Origin of the sequence: Corallococcus sp. BB11-1 (genome assembly GCF_026626625.1) — a bacterium.
In the GTDB taxonomy this organism is placed as follows: domain Bacteria; phylum Myxococcota; class Myxococcia; order Myxococcales; family Myxococcaceae; genus Corallococcus; species Corallococcus soli.
Genome location: NZ_JAPNJY010000035.1, coordinates 30,789 through 52,082, shown reverse-complemented (window position 1 = coordinate 52,082; position 21,294 = coordinate 30,789). Strand labels below are relative to the sequence as shown.

Annotated in this window: 9 protein-coding genes and 1 pseudogene; 8 read left to right on the top strand and 2 right to left on the bottom strand. The window is 72.3% G+C overall.

Annotated elements, in window-relative coordinates; genetic code table 11:
- The first annotated feature begins 18 nt into the window (after positions 1-18).
- Genes OV207_RS29430 through OV207_RS29410 form a run of 5 tightly spaced genes read left to right on the top strand, consistent with a single transcriptional unit; the run spans position 19 to position 12,518 of the window.
- On the top strand, positions 19-1,140 hold the full coding sequence (locus OV207_RS29430; RefSeq protein WP_267558397.1) for a hypothetical protein: 1,122 nt from the start codon (positions 19-21) through the stop codon (positions 1,138-1,140).
- 6 nt (positions 1,141-1,146) lie between these two features.
- Positions 1,147-6,150, top strand: a complete 5,004-nt coding sequence (locus tag OV207_RS29425) for a hypothetical protein (RefSeq protein WP_267558396.1) — start codon at positions 1,147-1,149, stop codon at positions 6,148-6,150.
- A 52-nt stretch (positions 6,151-6,202) separates the two neighbouring features.
- Entirely contained in the window at positions 6,203-10,846 is a 4,644-nt protein-coding gene (locus OV207_RS29420; protein ID WP_267558395.1) for a hypothetical protein, read from the top strand.
- Between the two features lie 35 nt (positions 10,847-10,881).
- Complete coding sequence (locus OV207_RS29415) at positions 10,882-12,093, top strand: GNAT family N-acetyltransferase (protein ID WP_267558393.1); 1,212 nt, start codon at positions 10,882-10,884, stop codon at positions 12,091-12,093.
- Positions 12,075-12,518: a serine O-acetyltransferase gene (locus OV207_RS29410; RefSeq protein ID WP_193349281.1), complete on the top strand. Its 444-nt coding sequence runs from the start codon at positions 12,075-12,077 to the stop codon at positions 12,516-12,518. Before OV207_RS29415 ends, OV207_RS29410 begins: the two co-directional genes overlap by 19 nt.
- A gap of 377 nt (positions 12,519-12,895) precedes the next feature.
- Here the strand turns inward: OV207_RS29410 and OV207_RS29405 are convergent, their stop codons facing one another.
- Together OV207_RS29405 and OV207_RS29400 are read right to left on the bottom strand one after the other, a co-directional pair.
- Positions 12,896-13,315 (bottom strand): DUF6691 family protein, encoded by a 420-nt coding sequence (locus OV207_RS29405; RefSeq protein ID WP_267558392.1) that lies wholly within the window; start codon positions 13,313-13,315, stop codon positions 12,896-12,898.
- Entirely contained in the window at positions 13,312-13,737 is a 426-nt protein-coding gene (locus OV207_RS29400) for a YeeE/YedE family protein (protein ID WP_267558391.1), read from the bottom strand. The genes OV207_RS29405 and OV207_RS29400 overlap by 4 nt, the downstream gene beginning before the upstream one ends.
- A gap of 1,387 nt (positions 13,738-15,124) precedes the next feature.
- Between OV207_RS29400 and alaS the strand changes: the two genes are divergently transcribed.
- The 3 genes and pseudogenes from alaS to OV207_RS29385 all read left to right on the top strand — a co-directional run.
- The gene (alaS, locus tag OV207_RS29395) at positions 15,125-17,818 is read left to right on the top strand and encodes an alanine--tRNA ligase (RefSeq protein WP_267558390.1); all 2,694 of its coding nucleotides are present in this window, start codon (positions 15,125-15,127) and stop codon (positions 17,816-17,818) included.
- A complete protein-coding gene (locus OV207_RS29390) occupies positions 17,815-18,477 on the top strand; it encodes a hypothetical protein (RefSeq protein ID WP_267558389.1) in 663 nt (220 codons plus the stop codon). Before alaS ends, OV207_RS29390 begins: the two co-directional genes overlap by 4 nt.
- Positions 18,474-18,767: pseudogene (locus OV207_RS29385) on the top strand (TIGR02266 family protein); the annotation flags it as partial. The gene OV207_RS29390 and the pseudogene OV207_RS29385, both read left to right, overlap by 4 nt.
- Positions 18,768-21,294 lie beyond the last annotated feature (2,527 nt).

The window sequence follows — 21,294 nt, the reverse complement described above, 5'->3', positions numbered from 1 at the left end:
GGGTCGTGGCGCCCGTTCGTGGCCGCGGGGGTCGTGTCCGCGCTGGGCTTCGCGCCCGGTGCCCACGGCCAGCAGGCCCCGTCCTCCGCGGCGCCCCGGGCCACCGTGAGCGCGACGAAGCCGGCAGCGGAGGCGGAGGCCCTGGCGCAGAAGTCCCAGAAGACCGATGCGCCCCGGGCCACCGTGAGCGCGAAGGCGCCCAGGAAGCCCGCGCGGGAGCGCATCCCCCAGGAGGATCCCACCGTGGAGGCCGACGCGCAGGACGGGTGCCGCGTGGATGCGCGCTTCTCCGGGCTGTGGCCCCGCGTGGCCGCCGTGACGTTCCACCCGACGACGCTGGAGGAGCGCGCAGCCTTCGCGAAGCTCATCCCCGCGCTGCTCGCGGCGGCGCCGAAGCAGAAGGACGTGCCGCCGGAGCTGACGAACGTGGCCGCCGCAGTGGGCTTCTTCCTGGAGACGTGGACGACGCCGCGCGACACCTTCTGGGTCCTGCGCGAGCGGTCGGACCGCCACCACGGCGCGGGCGCGTACGTGGTGCGCACGGGCGAGGCCACCGGGGACGTGGTGCAGGTGCCCCACCCCTACTTCGACATCGGCACGGAGGACATCGGCGCGGGCCTCTTCTCCTGCCCGCCGGAGGGCCGCGCGCCGCGCCTGTTCATGACCGCCACCGCGCACCGCTACCACGGCACGCCCGGCGAGACGCCCGAGGACCCTGAGCACCCCGCGGATGTGGCCCACAACCCGGATCACCTCTTCCAGACCGTGACGGACCTGGCCGCGCGCAGCCTCCCTGCCTTGCGCGTGGTGCAGCTCCACGGCTTCGGCGAATCGAAGGTCCAGAAGGGCCGCGACGGGTCGCTGACGGCGGTGGTGAGCGATGGCTCGCGGACGCCCGGTGCGTGGGCACGCCAGGTCTCCGCTTCCCTGGATGAGGCGCTGGGGGGCAGCGTGAAGTTGTTCCCGGAAGGGGTGCGGGTGCTGGGCGGGACCCAGAACGCCCAGGCCCGGTTGCTCCAGGCGTATCCGCAAGCCCGCTTCCTGCATCTCGAAATGTCATCCCGCGCGCGCAAAGCGCTGACCCGCCCGGCGCGGTTGGAGCGCCTGGGACAGATTCTGTTCGCACCCTTGGAGGACTGAGCGCCGATGTTTCCCGTTCGACGCCGCGCCCGTTTCACCCTGCTCGTGGGAGCGCTCGCGGCGCTGCCCGTCATCGCGCAGCCGACTGTTTCGCAGCCGTCCGCCATCGCCCGCCGCGAGGAGGGCATGTCCTGGCAGCCGAGCGCCGTCCGGGGCCCCGTGGCCCTGGAGGACGTGCGCGGCCGCGCGCCCTACGTGCCGGACGGCGTGCCCCAGGTGACGGGCGCCGTGGAGGTCACCCCGCGGCAGGGCGCGGCGCTGTGGCTGGGCCCGCTCGACGTGGTGCGCGTCACCGGCCCGGCCGGGGCGCTGCGCTTCTCCCGCGTGCCGCTGGTGGAGGACAAGGACGCGCCCGAAGCGCGCGTGGACGAGGAGGGCGTGTCGGAGCGTCCGGGCCGCTGGTACCTGGCGGAGCCCATGGGGGCCGGCAGCATCTGGTGGGTGACGGCGACGAAGAACGCGCGCGTCACGGTGGAGCGCCCCAGGCCCACCTCCACGGTGAAAACCGAGGAGCGGATGCGCGAGGCGCTCCTCCAGTGGGTGGACGGCCAGGGGCCGCGCCCGGCGCTCGCGTTCGACGCGGGCACGCGCGCGCGGCTGGACGTGGTCGCGGCGCTGGAGGCGGAGCTCGTCCGCGACGAGCCCCCCGCTTCGCCGCTGCGGGACGCGGTGCGAGCGTGGCGCAAGGCGGAGGTGCTGCGCGAGTGGGCGCTGGTGTCTCCCCTGTGGGGCCAGGCGATGCGCGTGGAGCGCCCCCGCCCCGCCGGCACGGAGGTCGTGCTGGAGGGCATGGACGCGCCCTGGTACCGGCCGGAGGTGAAGGGCAACGTCTGGGCGCTGGAGCTGGAGGGCCCGGGCGTACTGTCGCTGGAGGCGCGCTCCGTGCTGGGCGACGACGCGACCGTGGAGGCGGCGAAGCTGGAGGTGTACGGCGTGGGCGCCACGCTCGCGCAGGCCCAGCTCACCCCGCAGCCCGCGTGGGCGCAGGCCCCTGAAGGCGCGGCGCTCCCGGACGGGCGCTCGGCGCGCAAGCTCGCGTCGGGCGAGCGCGTGGGCATCGCGGAGGAGCTGCGCGTGGTGCTGTCTCCGGGCAAGCACAACTACCGCGTGAGCTGGAAGGGCGGGCCGCTGATGCTCCGGGCGCGCGTCGCCACGCGGCGGCCCACGCTGGCCGAGGCGCTGTCGCGCCAGACGCAGTGGACGGAGCTGGCGGAGAAGGCGTGGGAGCAGGTGAAGACGGACACGGCGCCCCGTCCGTCGCTGCTGCGTCAGCGGCTGGTGGCGCTGATGCCGGAGCTGGCGCGCGGCACGTACGGGAAGACGAAGACCGAGGGCCTGTCGCCGCTCCTGCGCGCGCTGGCCGCCATCGGGGACCGCGACACGGACGCGGCGGTGGAGGCGCTGAAGGGCGCGGACGCGTCACCGCTCGCGTGGCACCTGCGCCTGCTCACCGCGAAGCAGCTCCTGGACCAGGGCCGGACGGACGCCGCGCACACGCTGCTGGGCACCGCGCCCGCGCTGCCGGAGGCGGGCTTCCTGACCGCCGAGGCCTCGGAGCTGGTGTCCCGCCTACCGCTGGGCAACCCACTGCGCAGCCGCGAGCTGGCCGCGCTGGAGCTGGCCTGGCGCGCGGAGCCGCTGTCGGAGGACATCCGCCGCCGCTACCGCGCCGCGTGGTGGCGGGAGAGCCGCTGGTCGCAGGTGTCGCCCTCGGCCATGGACGCGGCCCCGACGGGCGCCGAGGTGAAGGCCTCGCGGTGGCTGGACCTCCAGGGCGTGGAAGCCGACGCCACGATGGCGGACAGCGCGCTGTGGCCGCTCGCCGCCGGAGGCACCACCCACGTCCAGGCCACCGGCCCCGCCGAGGCCCCCACCCTGCTGCGCGCCTATGTGATGACGCCGCCGGGCACGCGGACCCACCCGGTGCTGCGCGTGGGCGACAGCGCCTTCCCGCTGCTGCCGCTGTCGTCGCTGGAGCCCGTGGAGATCGCGCTGCCGCCCGGTGAGCACGCGCTCCGGCTGGAGGGGGCCGCGGGCACGCGGGCCTTCCTGTCGCTCGCGCCCGTGAAGGCCCAGGGCACGCCCGCGGAGGTCGGCTACGTGCGCACGCAGTGGCCGGTGAAGGTGGGCACGAAGGCGGTGCGCTTCCGCGTGCCGGACGCGAAGCTGCCCTCGCCCGTGCGCGTGCAACTCCGGCCGCTGGGGGCGCCCGCGGGCAAGCCGCTCGTGGTGCGCATGTCCACGGACGTGGGCCCGTCGCGCCGGCTGGTGCTGCGGCCTGCCGCCGCGAGCGGCCGGCACCTGGCGCTGGAAGGCGCGCGGGGCACGTCCTCCGCGCCGGTCTCCCTGGTGGTGACGCTGCCACCGCAGGCCCGTGAAGTCTGGTTCGAGCCCGAGGACGTGAAGGCCTCGCTCGTCGTCTCGCTGGCGGTGCGCCGCGCCCAGGTGCCCGCGCCCGCGGAGCTTCCCGCCACGCCACAGCCCCAGGCCGGCACGTCGTACGAAGCGCTCCAGGCGCTCTCGCGCACGCTGCGCGCCACGCCCGGGGAAGCGGAGCCGCGCCTGGCCCGCGCGGAGCTGCTCGCGTCCCTCCAGGAGGACGGCTTCGCCGGCGCGGACGTGGGCCGCCTGCTGGACGCGCAGGCGACGCTGACGCCGGAGCAGCAGAAGCGGCTGCTGGCGCTGATGGACCGCCTGTCGCAGGCGGCGCCGCGCACGGTGCGCTTCACGCAGGCCATCGCGAAGCCCACGCTGGTGTCGCCAGCCTTCGCGGTGCTGCCGGACACGGGCGACGCGAAGCTCGCGGCCTCCAGCGCCCAGGCGCGCGAGGGCCGCGCGGCGGAGGCGCTCGCGGCGGTGTCGGGCGACAAGAGCGTGGCGGGCCGCTACCTGCGCGCCCGGCTGCTGTCGGCCTCCGGCGAGGACGCGGCGGGCGCGCTGGCGATGGCGGCGCTGTACCGCGAGACGGACCTGCCGCAGGTGGGCCTGGAGGCGCTCGGAATGCTGGAGCGGCTGCAGGACTCGCCCGAGGCGTGGAGGGACGGCGGCGCGCCGCTGGGCGCGGCGCTCGCGGGCCAGCTCCAGGCGTGGGCGGACCACCCGGACGTGCGGCGCATGCGCTTCACGGCGGGCCGCTGGACGCGCTGGGAGCGGCTGCGCGACGCGGAGGAGACGGCGGGCTCGCTGGAGGCCACGTCGGAGGGCGGCGTGGAGGACGAGGACGTGGCCCAGGCGGTGCGCAAGGCGCTGCTCGCGCCGCCGTGGAAGCTGTCCGAGGCGAAGCTGCTGCCCTCGGGCGCGTCCCGCGTGATGAGCCTGGTGGTGAAGCAGCCCCGGCCCCTGGGCGCGGAGGTGCTGTGCGGCACGACGCCGCGGCCCGGCGTGGACGTGGCCGGCACCTGCGCGTTCGCGCTGCGCGTGGACGGCCGGGTGGTGAAGGAATTGAAGGTGGCCGAGGGCGAGACGGCCGTGCTGGGCACGCGCCTGGACGTCCCCGGCCGTCACCAGGTGGAGGTGGTGCTGGCGCGGGCGGACACGCAGCAGACCGGCCTGGTGCGCTTCGTGGAGTCCGACGAAGGCGCCGCCAACGCCCGCGTGATGGTCGCGCCGCAGCCCCTGTCGCTCTTGCGCAGCCGTCCGGGCGCGCCCGTGGTGATGACGGTGCTGGGCCCCACCGCCCTGCGCGTGCGGGCCCACGCGCTGGCGCCCACGGCGGGCCGCGAGCTGCTCCTGCGCAGCACGCCCCTGCCCTCCGGGGACGGCGCGGGCGGCTCCGGCGCGGAGGAAGGGCCGCTGATGCACCTGGGCCTGCCCGGGGACGCGGACCCCGGCCTCAAGGGCGCGTCGCAGCCGCTGGGCCGCGCGGGTGAGACGTGGCTGCTGCTGCCCTCGCGCGGGCCGCACCGGGTGAGCCTGGAGTCTCCCGAAGGTGAAGCGCTGGTGCAGGTGCAGCTGGGCGTCGTCGCGGATCCGAGCGCGCTCGCGGCCACGACGTGGGCCCAGGGCACCACGGGCCTGGAGCCCCTGCCCTGGCCCGCGCTGCCGCCGGGCCTGGCGCTGCTGCCGGACGGCATGGCGCCCGAGGCCCCCGGCCGTGGCCCGGGCATGCTGTCCGCGGAGCTGGGCTTCCGCAGCGAGGACGTGGAGGAAGGCGAGCTGCTCAACCGCCCGTTGCAGACGGGCATGGAGGTGCGGCTGTCGCTGCGCCGCGAGCTGTCCCCGGGCCGCGCGTGGCTGCGCGTCACGCCGGAGGCCCGCTACCCGCTGGGCCGGAGCGCCGTGCTGGGCGGCAGCGCGGCGGCGTACCTGACGCGGCTGCCGTGGGACCTGCGCCTGTCGATGCAGGGCTCGGTGTTCACCCAGTCGCTCGACGGCGGGACGCGCTGGAGCGCCCGGGGCCGCGTGTCGGCGGACCGCTACGTGCGGCTGTCCCCGGACGTGGGCGTCATCCCCGGCCTGGGGCTGACGGTGGAGTCCATGCAGGGCACCAGCGCGGTGGACGCGACCCGCTACGACCAGAGCGTCTACTGGCGCTACGGCAAGGACCACCCCCAGCGGCTGGCGCCCCGGCTGGCCCTGCGCTGGCAGCCCTTCCAGGACCACGTGGCCACGGTGGGCACGTCCGCCACGAGCAACGCCAACCTCTACACGCTGGACAACGCGGGCGCCTACGCGAGCTGGGCGGGGCTTTTGGGCGGCAAGCTCCGGGGCACGCGCGCGGAGCTGGGCTACGGCGCGTCCCAGCGCTTCCAGGACGACCACCGCTCCACGGCCTACCTGCGCCACCGCGTGTCGGGGCGCGTGGACTGGAACGTGTGGATGGGGCGCGGCGGCAACCGGCTGATGCTCTACGCCGAGGACCGCGCGTTCCTCTCCGGCCCGTACGGCTTCCAGAACGTCTTTTCACTGGGAGCGCGGTGGGATTGGACCGGCGGACGTGGGTTGCAGGACGTCACGCCGACCGAGGAGGAGTTCGAGGAGCTGCTGGATGAACGACGTTTGCAGCCGTGAGCTGTCCTGATCCGAACGGGCGCCCGGGGGGGCCGGGCAGGTTTCTCAAGCAATGAATAGCTCTGGCCGCGACATGCACCTGTCGACCGAACAGCTCGAAACCCTGCTGCTGGAAGCCCTGCCCCCGCTGCACCGCCGCGTGCGTCACGCGGCGGTCGAAGCGCTGGCCCGGCGGCTGGTGGAAACCTGTCCCCGCCCCGCCGGAGCGGACGGCCTGGCCCCGTGGCTGGGCGTGGCCCTGGAGGTCCTGGAGACGGAGCTGGCGGCCGTGCACGAGGAGCAGGTCCAGTTCACCCGCCAGCACAACGAGGCGGTGGATGACGCCGCGCGACGCGACGTGCTGGTCAACCACCTCAAGGCCACGGTGAAGGACCGCAAGGACCGCCGCGAGGACCTGCGCGCCCTGGACCGGTGGATGGGCTTCGATGCCCTGCGGGAGCGCCAGGAGAAGCGCCGCCACACGCTGCTCGTTGAAGAAGAGACGGCGCTGCGGGCCCTGACGGGCATCCTCTCCATGACGACGGGGCAGGAGCTCCAGCCCTCCGCCATTCCGCTCGCCCGGCAGCTGCTGGACCGCGCGGTGGACGCGCCCCGCGCGCAGAACCGCTTCGCGGCGCTGGAGGCCTTCCGGCAACTGGTGCAGGTGGTGCCGGGCGTCGCGTCCACGCTGCCTGAAGTGGGCCCCACGCTGACGAGCCTCGCGGGCCAGGAGGACGTGAGCCCCTTCTTCCAGGCGGAGGCCCTGCGCGCGCTGCTGCGGGTGGATGCGCTGGCGGGCCTGGCCCTCTTGCGCCAGCGGCTGCGCGCGAAGGCCCCGGCGGAGAAGGACTTCCTCTTCCGCCGGCAGGTGCTGGAGCAGTGCGCGCCGCTGCTCTCCGAAGAGCACCGGATGCCGCTGCTCACCGAGGTCGCGCACCACGACCCGAGCGAGTACGTGCGCATGGGCCTGTGCGCGCTCATCGCCGTGAAGCCGGAGGGGCAGCCGCTGCTGCGCAGGCTCGCGGGCCTGGAGCCGGTGCCGGCCATCGCGAAGGACGCGGCGGAGCGGACGCTGTCGGAGGTGAGCCCGCGCGTGCGCACCGCCGCCGTGCTGGCCTCGGTGGAAGCCGCGATGTCGACGCCGAAGGTGAGGGGCCCGGCCCTGCGCGTCCTCGTGGACGTGCTGGGACAGGACACCGCGCCGCTCGTGCTGCGCGTGGCCTGTGAGCGGGCCGCCGCGCTGGCCGAAGCGCTGGGCGCCGCCGGACTGGGCCCCGCGCACGCCGCGCTGCTGGACGCGGTGGAGTCGCTGGCGACGCAGCCCGGAGCCACCGGGCCGGTGGTGGAGGCCGCCGCCGCGGCGGCGCAGGTGCTGCGGCGGGTGAAGGATCCGGTGCGCCAGGCGTGGACGGCGCACCTCGCGGGCCGCGTCAGCAAGCTCAAGCCGGGCGGCCGCACGCGCGTGACGCTGGAGCCGCCCCCGGAGGGCCTGCCGGCCATGCCGGAAGGCCCCGAGTGGCTGGGCGCCATCCTCGCGGACCTGTCGCAGGACGGGTACGGGCTGTACGCGGAGCGCTCCAACACGACGCTGACGCTGTGGCACGGGGACCGGCACCAGCGCCGCCTGTGGCGCGTGTGGCACGAGCTGGGACGCCCCGCGCCGAACAAGCGCCAGGCCTTCCTGCACACCACGGGGCGCAAGCTGTCGGGAACGCTGCGCGCGCACCCGGGCCACCTGGATGAAGTCACGGAGACGCTGGTCCCCGGCGAGCGCGTCCACGTGGCGAGCCAGGGAAGCTGGGGCCGGCACCTGCCCACGGTGGACGACCTGCTGGACCTGCCGCTGTCGAAGGACGGCAAGGTGCACCTGTTCAGCAGCCACGGCGAGACGGTGCTGGTGCCGCCCGCCTCCCGGCTGCGACGGCTGGCCAACCGCCTCAAGGTGACGAAGGACTACCGGAGGCTCGCCACGCTGCGCCTGGACTCGCTGGGCGGCGAGGAGCCGCGCGAGCGCCGCCGCTTCGTGGAGCAGGTGGAGAAGGACCTGGGCGTCCAGGTGCGCTTCACGCCGTACGGCCAGGGGCAGCGCGTCCCCGCCCCGCTGGCGACGCTGTTCCAGGACACCGCGGAGACGGTGACGAAGCCCACCACGCTGCACACGCCCGCGATGCTGGGCTTGCAGAGCGGGTTCCTGGCGCTGCTCACCGAGCGAATCCTGGAGAACGAAGGCTACTTCCTGGGCATGGGCGGCAACGGCATCGCCGCGCTCGGGCTGTTCACGGCGGCGCTCTTCTCCGTGTTCCTGGGCGACACGTACGTGAAGCGCCAGAACGTGCGCAAGGCGCGGGCCCGGATCCCGCTGTGCATCGGCGGCTGGGGCACGCGCGGCAAGTCCGGCACGGAGCGGCTGAAGGCGGCGCTCTTCTCCGGCATGGGCTTCGAGGTCTTCGCGAAGACGACGGGCTCGGAGGCGATGTTCGTGCACAGCGCCCCGGGCGCCGGGCCGTCCGAGTTCTTCATCTTCCGCCCCTACGACAAGGCCACCATCTGGGAGCAGAAGGACATGGTGGAGCTGGGCGCGCGCCTGGGCACGGAGGTGTTCCTCTGGGAGTGCATGGCGCTGCAGCCCAACTTCGTGGAGCTGCTCCAGAACGACTGGATGAAGGACGACTTCGCCACGCTGACCAACGCCTACCCGGACCATGAGGACATCCAGGGGCCGGCCGGCATGGACGTGGCGTCGGTCATCACCAACTTCATGCCCAGGGGCGGCAAGGTGGTGACGACGGAGGACCACTTCCTGCCGCTGTTCAAGCAGCAGGCGAAGGAGAAGGACACGACGCTGCTGCACAGCGCGTGGTGGGAGGCGGAGCTGATTCCGGAGGAGCTGCTCGCGCTGTTCCCCTACCGCGAACACCCGCGCAACATGGCGCTGGTGGCGACGCTGGCCGAACAGCTGGGCGTGTCGCGGTCGTACGCGCTGGCGCTGATGGCGGAGCACGTGCAGCCGGAGATCGGCGTGCTGAAGGTCTTCCCGCAGACGCGGGTGCGCGGACGCCTGCTCACGTTCATCAACGGGCACTCGGCCAACGAGCGCACGGGCTTCATGAACAACTGGACCCGCACGGGCCTGGGGGACGTGGACCCGGAGGCGAACCCGGAGCGCGCCGTCATCACGGTCATCAACAACCGCTGGGACCGCGTGTCCCGCTCGGAGGTGTTCGCGCGCATCATGGTGGAGGACGCGCCCGCGGACCGGCACGTCCTCATCGGCACGAACCTGGAGGGCCTCCAGAAGTACGTGCGCGACGCGGTGGACCGCCACCTGCGGAGCACGGAGGTGGTGGCCGCGGAGGAGCTGTCCACCGGGGACGGAGTGGACCGCGCGGAGGCCCGCCTCGCCAAGGAGCTGGCGCGGCTGAAGGTGCCGCGTCCCACGGCCCGGACGTTCCTGGACCGGCTGGAGCGGTACGCGGCGGGCGCGAACCTCCAGGTGACGCCCACCGTGGGGCTGACCGCCGCGGTGGAGCAGGCGCTCAGCGGCGCGGACGACGACGTGGGCGTGGAGAAGGTGCGCCGGGCGTTGGAGCGCGAGGTGGGGCCGCTCATCGATGAAGCGCTGTCCCCGGTGTCGCGCGTGCAGCCGCAGGCCCTGCCGGAGGTGTTGACCCCGGCGACGAAGGACGAGGTGCGCGAGCACGCGCTGTACCTGCTGGCGCGCATGGCGGTGCACGCGCGGCTGAAGCAGGCGCTGCCCCGGGGCACGACCGGGGACGCGGCAGGGCGCGTGAAGGCGTTCCACGCGAAGTTCCGCGAAGCCTACCGGGGCCTGTTCCTGGAGCAGTTGGTGCCGGTGTCGGACGCGCAGGCGACGGGCGACCAGGTGGTGGACGCCTGTGCCCGCGCGGTGGCGCCGGGCCTCCAGGTGAGCATCATGGGCGCGCAGAACATCAAGGGCACGGGCCTGGACTGGGTGTACCGCTGGATGGCGCTGGACCGGGTGACGTCCGCGCTCAAGGCGCTGGAGGGCACGTCGGTGGAGGCGCGGCGGCGGGCGTTGGAGTCGCTGGAGACGTTCGACGACTCGGGCTTCGTGGACGCGGGCCTGGCGCGCACGGTGCTGCCGGCGCTGGTGGAGAAGGCGGGCTCACCGGACGAAGCGGACCGGCTGCGCAAGCTGGCGGAGCGCGCGCGGGCACGACACGCGCTGAAGCTTTCGGCGCTGACGCACACGGCGGCGGGTGGCGCGACGCAGGTGGTGGTGCGCAAGTTGGAGAAGGTGTTCGACTACCTGGACAGCGTGACGCGCCGAAGGCTGAGCGAGATGCTGCTGGAGGACCTGGAGAAGGGCCGCGTGTCGCACGCGCGGGCGGCGGTGGAGACGCGCAAGCTGTACGAACGCCAGAAGGGCGGCTGGCTCTTCCGCGGCCTCAAGAAGCAGCAGCCGAAGCAGCGCGGTCCGGTGCTGGCGGAGGTGTCCGTGTCCCAGCCCGTCAGGGTGGCGGAGGGGGCGCGGCCGACGCCCGCGCAGGTCGTGTTCGAGCAGTCAGCGGAGCCGCGCGGCACGGTGCCGGTGCGGCAGGTCTCCACGGAGACGAACGCGCTGACGAAGGGCGAAGGGCCCGTGTTGCTGCGTGACGGGCCCGCGAAACCGCAGGGGCCGGATGTCCCGAAGCCTGGAGCGCCCGTGGATGACGCGGGCGAGCCCCTGTCCTGAGCCCTCCCGAGCCAGAGACCCGAGGAGACACATTCATGGAGGAGAGTCCCATCACGGACGCGATGCTCGGGAGGCGCGTCCCCACGAGGCCCTGCGACAACGCCCCTCGCGTATGGCGGCAGGCGGCGCGCCGCCCCGGACGGCGCGCGGAGCCCCTGCGGGTGGCCGAGGTCCGGGACCTGGCCGGCTTCAACGCGCTGGAGGCGGAGTGGAACGCGCTGGTGACGCGCGTGGACGACCAGGTCTTCTACCGGCACGAGTTCGTGCGCTGCTGGCTGGAGCACTTCGCGTCCGGAGCGACGCTGCGCATCCTCACGGCGAGGAACGCCCTGGGGGGGCTGGTGGCGGTGCTGGGGCTCCAGGAGCAGGAGGGCCACCAGTACGGGGTGCCGGTGCGGCAGTTGTTGTCGCTGACGAACAAGCACTCCTGCCGCTTCGACCTGCTGGCGGAGGAGCCGAAGCAGGCCTCCGCGGCCTTCCTGTCGCACCTGATGGGGGATCCAGACTGGGACGTGCTCCGGCTGTCGGACGTGCCGGAGGACGGCGCGGCGTGGGCGCTGATGCACGCGGCCCGGGGCGCGGGGATGCCCTGGGGTGCCTGGCCCAGCGCGCGCTCGCCGTACCTGCCGCTGCCCTCCACGGTGGAGGCCTGGACCAAGGGGCGGAGCAACGCGAAGCCGCTGCGCAGGAGGCGCCGGAGGCTGGAGGAGAAGGGCCGCGTGGAGGTGGAGCGCGTGTCCGGGTCCGAGGGGCTGGAGGCAAGACTGGAGGAGGCGTTCGCGCTGGAGCAGAGCGGCTGGAAGGCACAGCAGGGCACGGCCATCGCGCAGGCCGAGCACCGGCGGGGGTTCTACACCTCGCTGGCCCGGATGGCGGCGGACCGGGGCTGGCTGGGCTTGTACTTCCTGCGGCTGGATTCAAGGCCCATCGCCTTCCAGTACGGGCTGGAGTACGGGGACCGCTACCTGGCGATGAAGCCCGGATACGACGAGAGCCTGGGTGAGGTGAGCCCGGGCCACCTCCTGACGGAGAGCCTGCTCCAGGACTTCATCGGCAAGGGGCTCAAGGAACTGGACCTGCTGGGGGACGACGCCCCGTACAAGCGCGAGTGGACGCGAGAAGTGCGGCAACACCACTGGCTGTTCATCTACCGGGATACACTGGTGGGGCAGGCCCTGCAGCGGTCCAAGTTCCGCTGGGCACCGGTGGCGAAAAGGATGGTGGGCAGATGGGTCCGACGGCGCTGAGCTTCTACTGGGCCGCGAAGCGGCTCCAGGCGCTGAAGGTCCCCAGGCTGGCGGGCGTGGTCTCGGCGGTGGGCAACCGCCTGCACAACAGCCATGTGGACACGCGGGCCGCGCTGCACCCCAGCGTGGAGCTGGGGTACGGCGGCATCGGCGTCATCATCGCGCCGGGCGTGGAGATTGGAGAGAACAGCTTCATCTCCCAGAACGTGAGCCTGGAAGGCGCCCCCGGCATCGCGGGAGTGCCCCGCGTGGGGCGCGACGTCTACATCGGCGTGGGAGCCCAGGTGCTGGGCCCGGTGACGGTGGGCGACGGCGCGAAGATTGGCGCCAACGCGCTCGTCATGGAGGACGTGCCCCCCGGGGCCGTGGTGGCCGGCATTCCCGCGCGGGACCTGAAGAAGCACATCCCGCCGACGGGGACGTGATCGCCGCGGTGCCCGGCATTGCGCCGCTCAGGGAACCTCGGACTCACTGATTCGAAGACAATCGTCCTCCATCAGCACCCGTCGCCTCCCGGTGGACTCAATCACCTCGCGGCTGCACTCAATCCGACCCGCAGCGAACCAGGTTCGTTGAATGGCCCCATCCGCGAATTTCTCTTCGAGCAGGATGGCGCCATCCCCTCCAATGGAGCAATGGCGGACGCGGCGCCCGGGCTCTTCGGAAACACCGCACGAGTAGAACCCACGTGGAATGCCCAGGTCACTCCGCGACACCCAAAGCCAGTATGGCCGGGACGCATTCACCAGGGCTGCCATTGCGACAAGCAGGGCCACGAACAGGACGACGGCAAGACGCCAATTCACGCCCTGGCTCGCGGCCAGACGCTGAACAACACCATCCCCGCCAGCATGGAGCCAACGAACAGCAACACGTCCCGTCCACCCGTGGCCAGCGACGTGAATGCAGGGCCCGGGCAGTAGCCCACGAGCCCCCACCCCACGCCGAACAGCGCCGCGCCCGCGACGAGCGCCATGTCCACCCGCGTCTGGGCAGGCGCCGGGAACCGGGAGGCCAGCACCGGAGCAGGCCGACGGCGGATGAGCCGCAGCAGGACGGCGTGCGTCCCCACCGCGCCCATCATGACCATCGCCAGGGAGGGATCCCACTGGCCCGCGACGTCCAGGAAGGCCAGCACCTTCTCGGGCTGGGTCATCCCACCCAGCCCCAGGCCGAGCGCGAAGAGGACGCCGCAAAGCCCCGCGACCAGGAGGGCCTTCACGTCGCACCTCCCAGCACGTGGCGCACCACGAAGACCGTCAGGATGGCCGTGGCCATGAACGTGAGCGTGGCCACCACCGACCGGCGCGAGCCCCGGGAGATGCCGCACACGCCATGCCCGCTGGTGCAGCCATTGCCCAGCCGGGTCCCCACCCCCACCAGCAGGCCCGCGACCACCAGCCACCAGGGGCTGGACACGGGAGGTGCCCCCAACGTTCCAGGCCACGCGAAGCGCAGGAGCAGCCCTCCGCCCAGGAGCCCCGCCAGGAAGGCCAGACGCCAGCCCCGGTCCCCGCGCGCGGCCCCGAACACCCCTCCGGCGATGCCACTGACACCGGCGATGCGTCCGTTGAGCCACAGGAGCAGCGAAGCACTCAAGCCGATGAGGGCTCCACCCAGCAGAGGAAGAATCAGAGAGGCCATGGAAACCCTCGGAAGCGCGTACCCATGGGGGATTAGCACCTCCGACGCCAGTTCGCGGGCCGCGGACGCATGCCCCGGGAGGACCGGTAGCTATTCCCGCAGTGCCCAGCACTGCCAGACGAGCCACGCGGCGACAGGCACGGTCAGGAACCATCCAGCGCCCCCGTGCCAGGCGAGCCACAAACCGCCGAACAACCAGGCTCCGTCAAAGAGCCCGAGTGGTAGCCATGCCTTTCGATACCCCAACATGAACGCAACGCTACAGCCCAGGACAATGACGCCCACGAGGCCCACCGCGAGCGACACGGCAGAAACCTGCATGAGCCCCACACCTCGGGGACCGGAACCCGTCGCGGGCTCCGACGCCCAGACATATCCAATCGCCCCCAGAAGCACCGTGAAGGCGCCTCCAACGAGGTTTGAAATCCCCACCGTCCGAAGAACCACCTTCATCCCCGCCGGAGTCATGCTCATCCGCCCCTCAAGCGCCTGAGGACATCATCCGTGAAGGTCACGCAGGCATACGGGCGGAACACGGTTTCCGAAGCGCCCCCACGGCCGGCCAGCGCCTCTCCTGCGCCCGTCCCGCAGGTCAGGCCGAGGGCCTCGCTACGTAGAAGAAGACGCGCTTCGGGAGCGCCAGCGTCACCTCCCTGCGGGCATTGACAGCTCAGAACGCCGCCATCGTCCTGGATGTGCTCACAAGGGCTGTAACACAGCGGAAGAATGTACCTGGATGAGGGCCCCCAAGAGCCTTCATGGCGCGCGACTCCGGCTCCCGTTCCAGGGCTTCGCGTGCACGCCAAGGGCTGCCACAGCAGCCCAAGCACCCCCACGGCAACGACTGCCCCACAGCCGCGGACAGCACGCGACGGAGAGGCAGGGCTTTGGCGTGCGGGTGGGGGCTCTGGGTGGGCACTCATGATGGACGGTGGAGTTCCTACCGCGAGCAGATGCGCTGCCCAGGTCATGGGAGAATCTACTTCCAGAGGCGTCGTGACCGCCACGAATCCGGCCCTTCCAGAAAGCCTTCGTCCTGAGCACAGGGGATTGCTTGTCGACGGAAATCTCCAGTCACCAGCCCTGCAGGACTTGCGAATGACCAGACAAGATCCACCTCCCCCCGAGGAGGCGTTCATCCGGGGACGCCAGGGGCATCCAGGGTCCCCCCGCCGTGCACGCCCTCTCCGAAGGGTCCTGAGGAACATGCCTCCACGCACCGGTGGAAACCTGGAGCCCCAACCGCCCGGGGCCCCAGGGCGCCCACCACCCCCCCGCCCGTCCCCCTGCCCCCCTGCCGTCAGCCCCGCTTCCAGGCACCGTCCCAGGGGGGATGACCCGTCCAGGAACTGCTGCGCCCGGCCCTCTTGTGGCATATACCCACACCATGCCTTCCGCCCTCACCGCCGCCCAGATCCGCGAGGCGTTCCTCCAGTTCTTCGAGGAGCGCTCCCACCGTCGCGTGGCCTCGTCCTCGCTGGTACCCGTCGGCGACCAGACCCTGCTGTTCACCAACGCCGGCATGGTCCAGTTCAAGGACGTCTTCACCGGCCGTGAGCAGCGCGACTACCGCCGCGCCACGTCGTCGCAGAAGTGCGTGCGCGCGGGCGGCAAGCACAACGACCTCGACAACGTGGGCTACACCGCCCGGCACCACACGTTCTTCGAGATGCTCGGCAACTTCTCCTTCGGCGACTACTTCAAGTCGGACGCCATCGCGTTCGCCTGGGAGTTCGTCACGAAGAGGCTCGGCCTGGACGTGGACCGGCTGGCCGTCACCGTGTTCAACGGCGAGGGCGGCGTCCCCTGGGACGAAGAGGCCTTCGCCCTCTGGGAGCAGCAGGGCGTCGCGCGCGAGCGCATCCTGAAGCTCGGCTACAAGGACAACTTCTGGGCCATGGGCGACACCGGCCCGTGCGGTCCCTGCTCGGAAATCCACTACCACCAGGGCAACGACATCCCGTGCGTCGAGGAGGCCGCGGGCCGTCCGTGCCAGGGCGTCGCGTGTGATTGCGACCGGTGGCTCGAAATCTGGAACCTCGTGTTCATGCAGTTCGAGCGCAAGGAGAAGGACGCGCCCCTCATCCCGCTGCCCAAGCCGTCCATCGACACGGGCGCGGGCCTGGAGCGCATCGCCGCCGTCGTGCAGGGCAAGCGCTCCAACTACGACACCGACCTGTTCCAGGGCATCCTCTCCACCGTCAGCGCCCTGTGCGGCAAGCCCTACTCCCAGGAGACCGGCGCATCCCAGCGCGTCGTCGCCGACCACGCGCGCGCCACCGCGTTCCTCGTGGCCGACGGCGTCCAGCCCTCCAACGTGGAGCGCGGCTACGTCCTGCGCCGCATCATGCGCCGCGCCATCCGCCACGGCGCCACGCAGCTGGGCCTCAAGGACCTGTTCTTCTACAAGGTCGTGGACCGCGTCATCGAGCTCATGGGCGACGCGTTCCCGGAGCTGCGCGAGAGCCGCACCTTCCTGCTGGAGGTCGCCAAGCACGAGGAGGAGGGCTTCCGCCGCACGCTCGACCGCGGCCTGAAGCTGATGGACGACGAGCTGGCGAAGCTCCAGGCCTCCGGCCAGAAGGTCCTCCCCGGCGACGTCGTCTACCTGCTGCACGGCACCTACGGCTTCCCGTGGGACCTGACGCAGATCATCGCGCGCGAGCGCGGCTTCGACGTGGACCTGGAGGGCTTCCAGAAGCTCCAGGAGGACGAAGCCTCCCGGCAGAAGTTCGACACGAAGAGCAAGTCCGTCGGGGACATCTTCCAGGACGTCGTCGGCCGCACGGGCCCCACCACGTTCCTCGGCTACGAGGGCGAAGGCCACGAGGGCGAAGGCAGCGTGCTCGCGCTCGTGCAGGACGGCGTGGAGGTGCCCCAGGTCTCCCAGGGCGCCACGGTGGACATCGTGTTGGACCGCACGCCCTTCTACGGCGAGTCCGGCGGCCAGTTGGGTGACTCCGGCCGCATCGTCGCCCACGGCGGCAAGACCGTGTTGCAGGTGAAGGACGCGCAGCGCCCGGTGCAGGGGCTCATCGTCCACACCGCGGAGGTGACGGAGGGCACGCTGAAGGTCGGCGACATGGTGCAGACGTCCGTGGACGTGGAGCGCCGCAAGTCCATCCGCGCGAACCACTCCGCCACGCACCTGCTCCACAAGGCGCTCAAGCTCGTGCTGGGCGAGCACGTGAAGCAGGCGGGCTCCGTCGTCGCGCCGGACTTCCTGCGCTTCGACTTCTCCCACTTCTCCCCCGCGACGCAGGACCAGCTGGAGCAGGTGGAGGACCTGGTCAACACGTGGGTGCGCGACAACGCGGGCGCCCAGACGCGCATCATGACGCTGGACGACGCGAAGAAGTCCGGCGCGGTGGCCATGTTCGGTGAGAAGTACGGCGACACCGTGCGCGTCGTCACCGTGCACCCGGAGTCCACGGAGCTGTGCGGCGGCACGCACGTGAAGCGCAGCGGTGACATCGGCCTGTTCAAGGTGACCAGCGAGAGCGGCGTCGCGTCCGGCGTGCGGCGCATCGTGGCCGTCACGGGCGTGGGCGCGCTCCAGTTCGTGCGCGAGCAGGAGCACGAGCTCAAGAAGGTCGCGGCGCTCTTGCGCACGTCGCCCAAGGAGGTCGCCCTGCGCGTGGAGGCGACCCAGAAGCGCGTGAAGGAGCTGGAGCGCAAGGTGGAGGAGGTCGCGGTGAAGGCCCAGACGGCCTCCAACAAGGACCTCCTGGACCAGGCGCGCGACGTCAACGGCATGAAGGTGCTGGCGACGCGCGTGGACCCGGCGGACGACAAGGTGTTCCGCGGCATGGCGGATCAGCTGCGCGACCGCATCGGGTCCGGGGTGATTGCCATTGGCGGTGAGAAGGACGGCCGGGCCATCATCCTGGTGGCCCTCACCAAGGACATGGTCGCCAAGGGCATGAGCGCGGGCAACCTGGTGCGCGAGATGGCCAAGGAAGTGGGCGGCAAGGGCGGCGGCAAGGCGGACATGGCGCAGGCCGGCGGTCCGGACGCGGCCAACCTGCCCGCGGCGCTGGAGAAGCTCTACGAGCTGGTGAAGGGCGCGAGCCCGGCGTGAGTCCCCGCGCTCCGACCTGGCCCCGGATGTTCCTGACGGCGGCCCTCCTGCTGGGGGGCTGCACGCAGGACGCCTCCACGCCCGAGTCCGGGCAGGAGGCCTCCGGGAACACGCTGCGGAAGCTGCGCGCGGAGGCGGACCGGGTGAGGAAGGGCGGCGCGCCCTCCGCCCGTCCGGAGGCGGAGCCGGAGCAGGAGGCGCGGCTGGCGGGCCTGGCCGCGGGCATGGGTGAGACCGCTCCGAGCAAGCTGCGGCTGCCCGCGCCCAACGACACCGTGCACGTGGACACGGTGGCGATGAAGCTCACCGGGCTGGAGTCCTCGCACACGGTGAAGGGCAGCTCCGGCAAGACGGGGCTGGGGCTCACCACGGAGGACCTGTTCCTGCGCGTGGAGCTGGTCACCCAGAACGTGGGGAAGGCGCCCGCGTCCCTGTCGCTGGCGGGCGCGTGGCTGACGGATGCGAAGGGGCAGACGTACCCGCTGGCGCGTGACGCGCAGGCGGTGGCCGGCACGAAGCCCCTGCCCGCCACCTGGGCCCCGGAGCAACGCACGGAGGTGGTGCTGCTGTTCGAGCTGCCTCCGGAAGCCGTGCAAGACGATGGGCTGGCGCTCGTGGTGAAGGGCGCTGGCGGGGACGTGCGGATCCCCTTGCGATGACCGGGTCGGCCCCCAAGCTCCTGCCCCTGCGCATCCGCCTGCCGTACACGGCGGAGGAGGAGTTCATCGAGCGGTATGGCTCGAACGTGGGGCGCGGTGGAGTCTTCGTGGCCACCCGGGCGCTCAAGCCCGAAGGCACGGGCCTGGCGTTCGAGTTCGTCCTCGCGGACGGCACCCGGCTGCTGCGCGGTGAAGGCGTGGTGCTCAAGGCGCAACCGGACGTGGGCAGCGCGCGGGCCGGCATGACGGTGCGCTTCACCCGGCTGGACGCCGCGAGCAAGGCGCTCATCGACCGCATCGTCGCGCGGCGCACCGGCACGGAGTCGGAGCAGCGCGAGGACACGGAGCCGGGGACGGCTTCGGCTCCCGCGCCCAGGGCGACCCCGGCGCCGCTCCCGCCTGGGCTCGTGCGGAGGACCCCGGCCGTGGCGCCCTCGCGGCCCACGATGCGGCTGGGGGCGGTGGCGGTGCCGCCGAGCACGCCCTCGACTCCCGCGCGGCAGGAGGCGCCTGTTCCGCCCCCTCCGGAGGCTGCGCCGCCGGAGACGGGAGCGACTCCGGGTGGCGAGCGGCGGGCGGCGAGCAGGTCCGTGCCCGCCGAGGACGTGGCGCATGCGGCCCCGCCCCCGGTGCTGGCCGGACCGGATGAGCCGGTGTCGCTCTTCCCCGAGCACGAGGAGGGGGAGCCGGCCCTCGCGACGATTCCGGACGTGGGTCCCTCGCGGGATGCGCGGGGGAACAAGTCCGTCCCGGGGATGCCGCAGCGGTCGACGCGGGAGATGTTCACCATCCGCTCGGCGTCCGCGGAGAAGCCCGAAGCGAAGGACTGGAAGATGCCTCCCGCATCGTCCGGGACCTTCCCCGCCATCCGGCTTCCATCGGATGAAGCCAGGCTGAAGGGAGAAGGCGGGTCCCCGTCCGAGGCCGGGCGCGAGTCCCTCCGCCGCACGGATCCGGACCCCTTCGAGTCGGAACCCGAGGACACGGTCGAGGACGGAGCGAAGGCCTTCGCGATCTTCACGGAGCCGGAGTTTCCGGAAGGCCGTGTGGAGGCCCCCCAGGCACCTGCCTTCACGGAGCCGGCGCCGGGCGCGGAAACACCCGAGCCTGCCGCTGGGCTCGATGCGACCGCGCTGGCGGGGTTCACCCCTGCGTCGGTGGAGGCGTTCGATCCGAACGGGGTCCTCGGGGAAGCCCATGTCCCGGCGGGCGCCCGGGAGGGCGACGCGGAACGTGCCGACGTGGGTGGCGCTGATGCACCCGACATGCGGAGCGTTGCCGACGCGGCGGAGGCGTCAGCACAGGACACGCCAGCGTTCGCGGAGACTTCCAGCGCGGGGGAGGAGCCAGTTCGGCCGGAGGCGCCTCCGGTGGCGTCCGCGGACGACGCCGAGCAACCGCTCGACTTCGATGTCGACCTCCACATGGAGGCCGACGAGGGGTCCACGCCGGTGGAGCGCGCCGCCGCGACGGACAGCGCCGCCGGGTTCGACGGCAGGGCGGAAACGCCCGAGCCGGAGTCCACGCCTGCGGCCACCCTGACGACTCCGGAGCCGCTCCGCTCCCGTGAGCAGGATGCGACGCCGCACCCACTGGAGACCGAGCGACTGCTGGCGTGGGGCATCGACCCCACGTCCCTCCAGCACGAAGCGAGCGCATTGCCGGAGGAGGTGGATCCGTTCTCCGCCGCGCTGGAGCAGGCCGTCGCCACGAGCGAACCGGCGGAACAGCCTGCTCCGGAAGACGCCTCCGCTCCACGGCTGGAGGTATCTGCTCCGGGGACAGCGGGAAGCGAGGACGTGAACGCGGCGGATGCGGTGGTCGGGAACACGGCGACCGCGGATGCCCCGGTTCCTCCCGTCGCGACACCGTTCGAGGCACGCGCCGAGGAGCCCCTGTCGGAGTGGGAAGCCGCGACCGAGGCCCCCTCCGAGTCCCCGGCGGACGAGGCCAGCACCGCATGGCCGGATGAAGCCGTACACACGTCCACGCCGGCCACCGCGTCCGTCGAGACGTCCGAGGGTGCCACGGGGGCCCAGGATGCATGGACCTCGCTCATCGAGGCATCGGCATCGCTTGAGTCGCCTCCGGAAACAGCGGATGTGCGAGGGCTCTCATCCGGGTTCCCCCTGGAGCCAGATCAAGCTGACGCGTTTCGCGAGGAGGAAGGGCCGTCAACCCCTGCGATGGAGCATACAGGGGAACTCGCACCAGGAGCGCCGCAGCCAGGCACTGAGGAGCTTCCTCCGGAGGAGGCACCTCCTTTCGTCGAAGCGTCAGACGCGGTGGAGTTCCATTCGGAGGAAGCGCCTTCTCAAGCTGGGGCACCAGCGATGGGGACGCTCCACCCGGGCGAGGCATCGCTCTCCAAAGGGATTCCGCTCCACGAAGCGGACCCCTCCTCGGAAGCGCTTTCCTTGGAAGCAGCATCCGTCCGTGCACCGGCCTCCCAGGTGGATGGGCTCGTCGCGGAAGCTCCTTCGTCCGAATCCGCAGCGATGCACGCAGCACCGGAGGTTGAGGGAGCAGCGACGCAAGGCGTGTCCCCGCACGTCCCTGCATCAGCGCCCCCTCCCGATGTCGTGCGCCCGGAATCTCCGCGCAACGAAGAGGCTTCACACACGTCGCTGGCGAATCCCGATGCTGACGTGTTCGAGACAGCGACGCCTGTCGACGAGGACTGGGCCGAGGAAGAGCCGACCGTCTTCACGGTGGACTCCGAGTCCACGTCTGCTCCGGGTGCCGTTGAGCAGGACTCGCGGACCTTCGACGCGGCTGTTGCGGACGACATCGAATCCACGAGCGCGGAGGGGACCA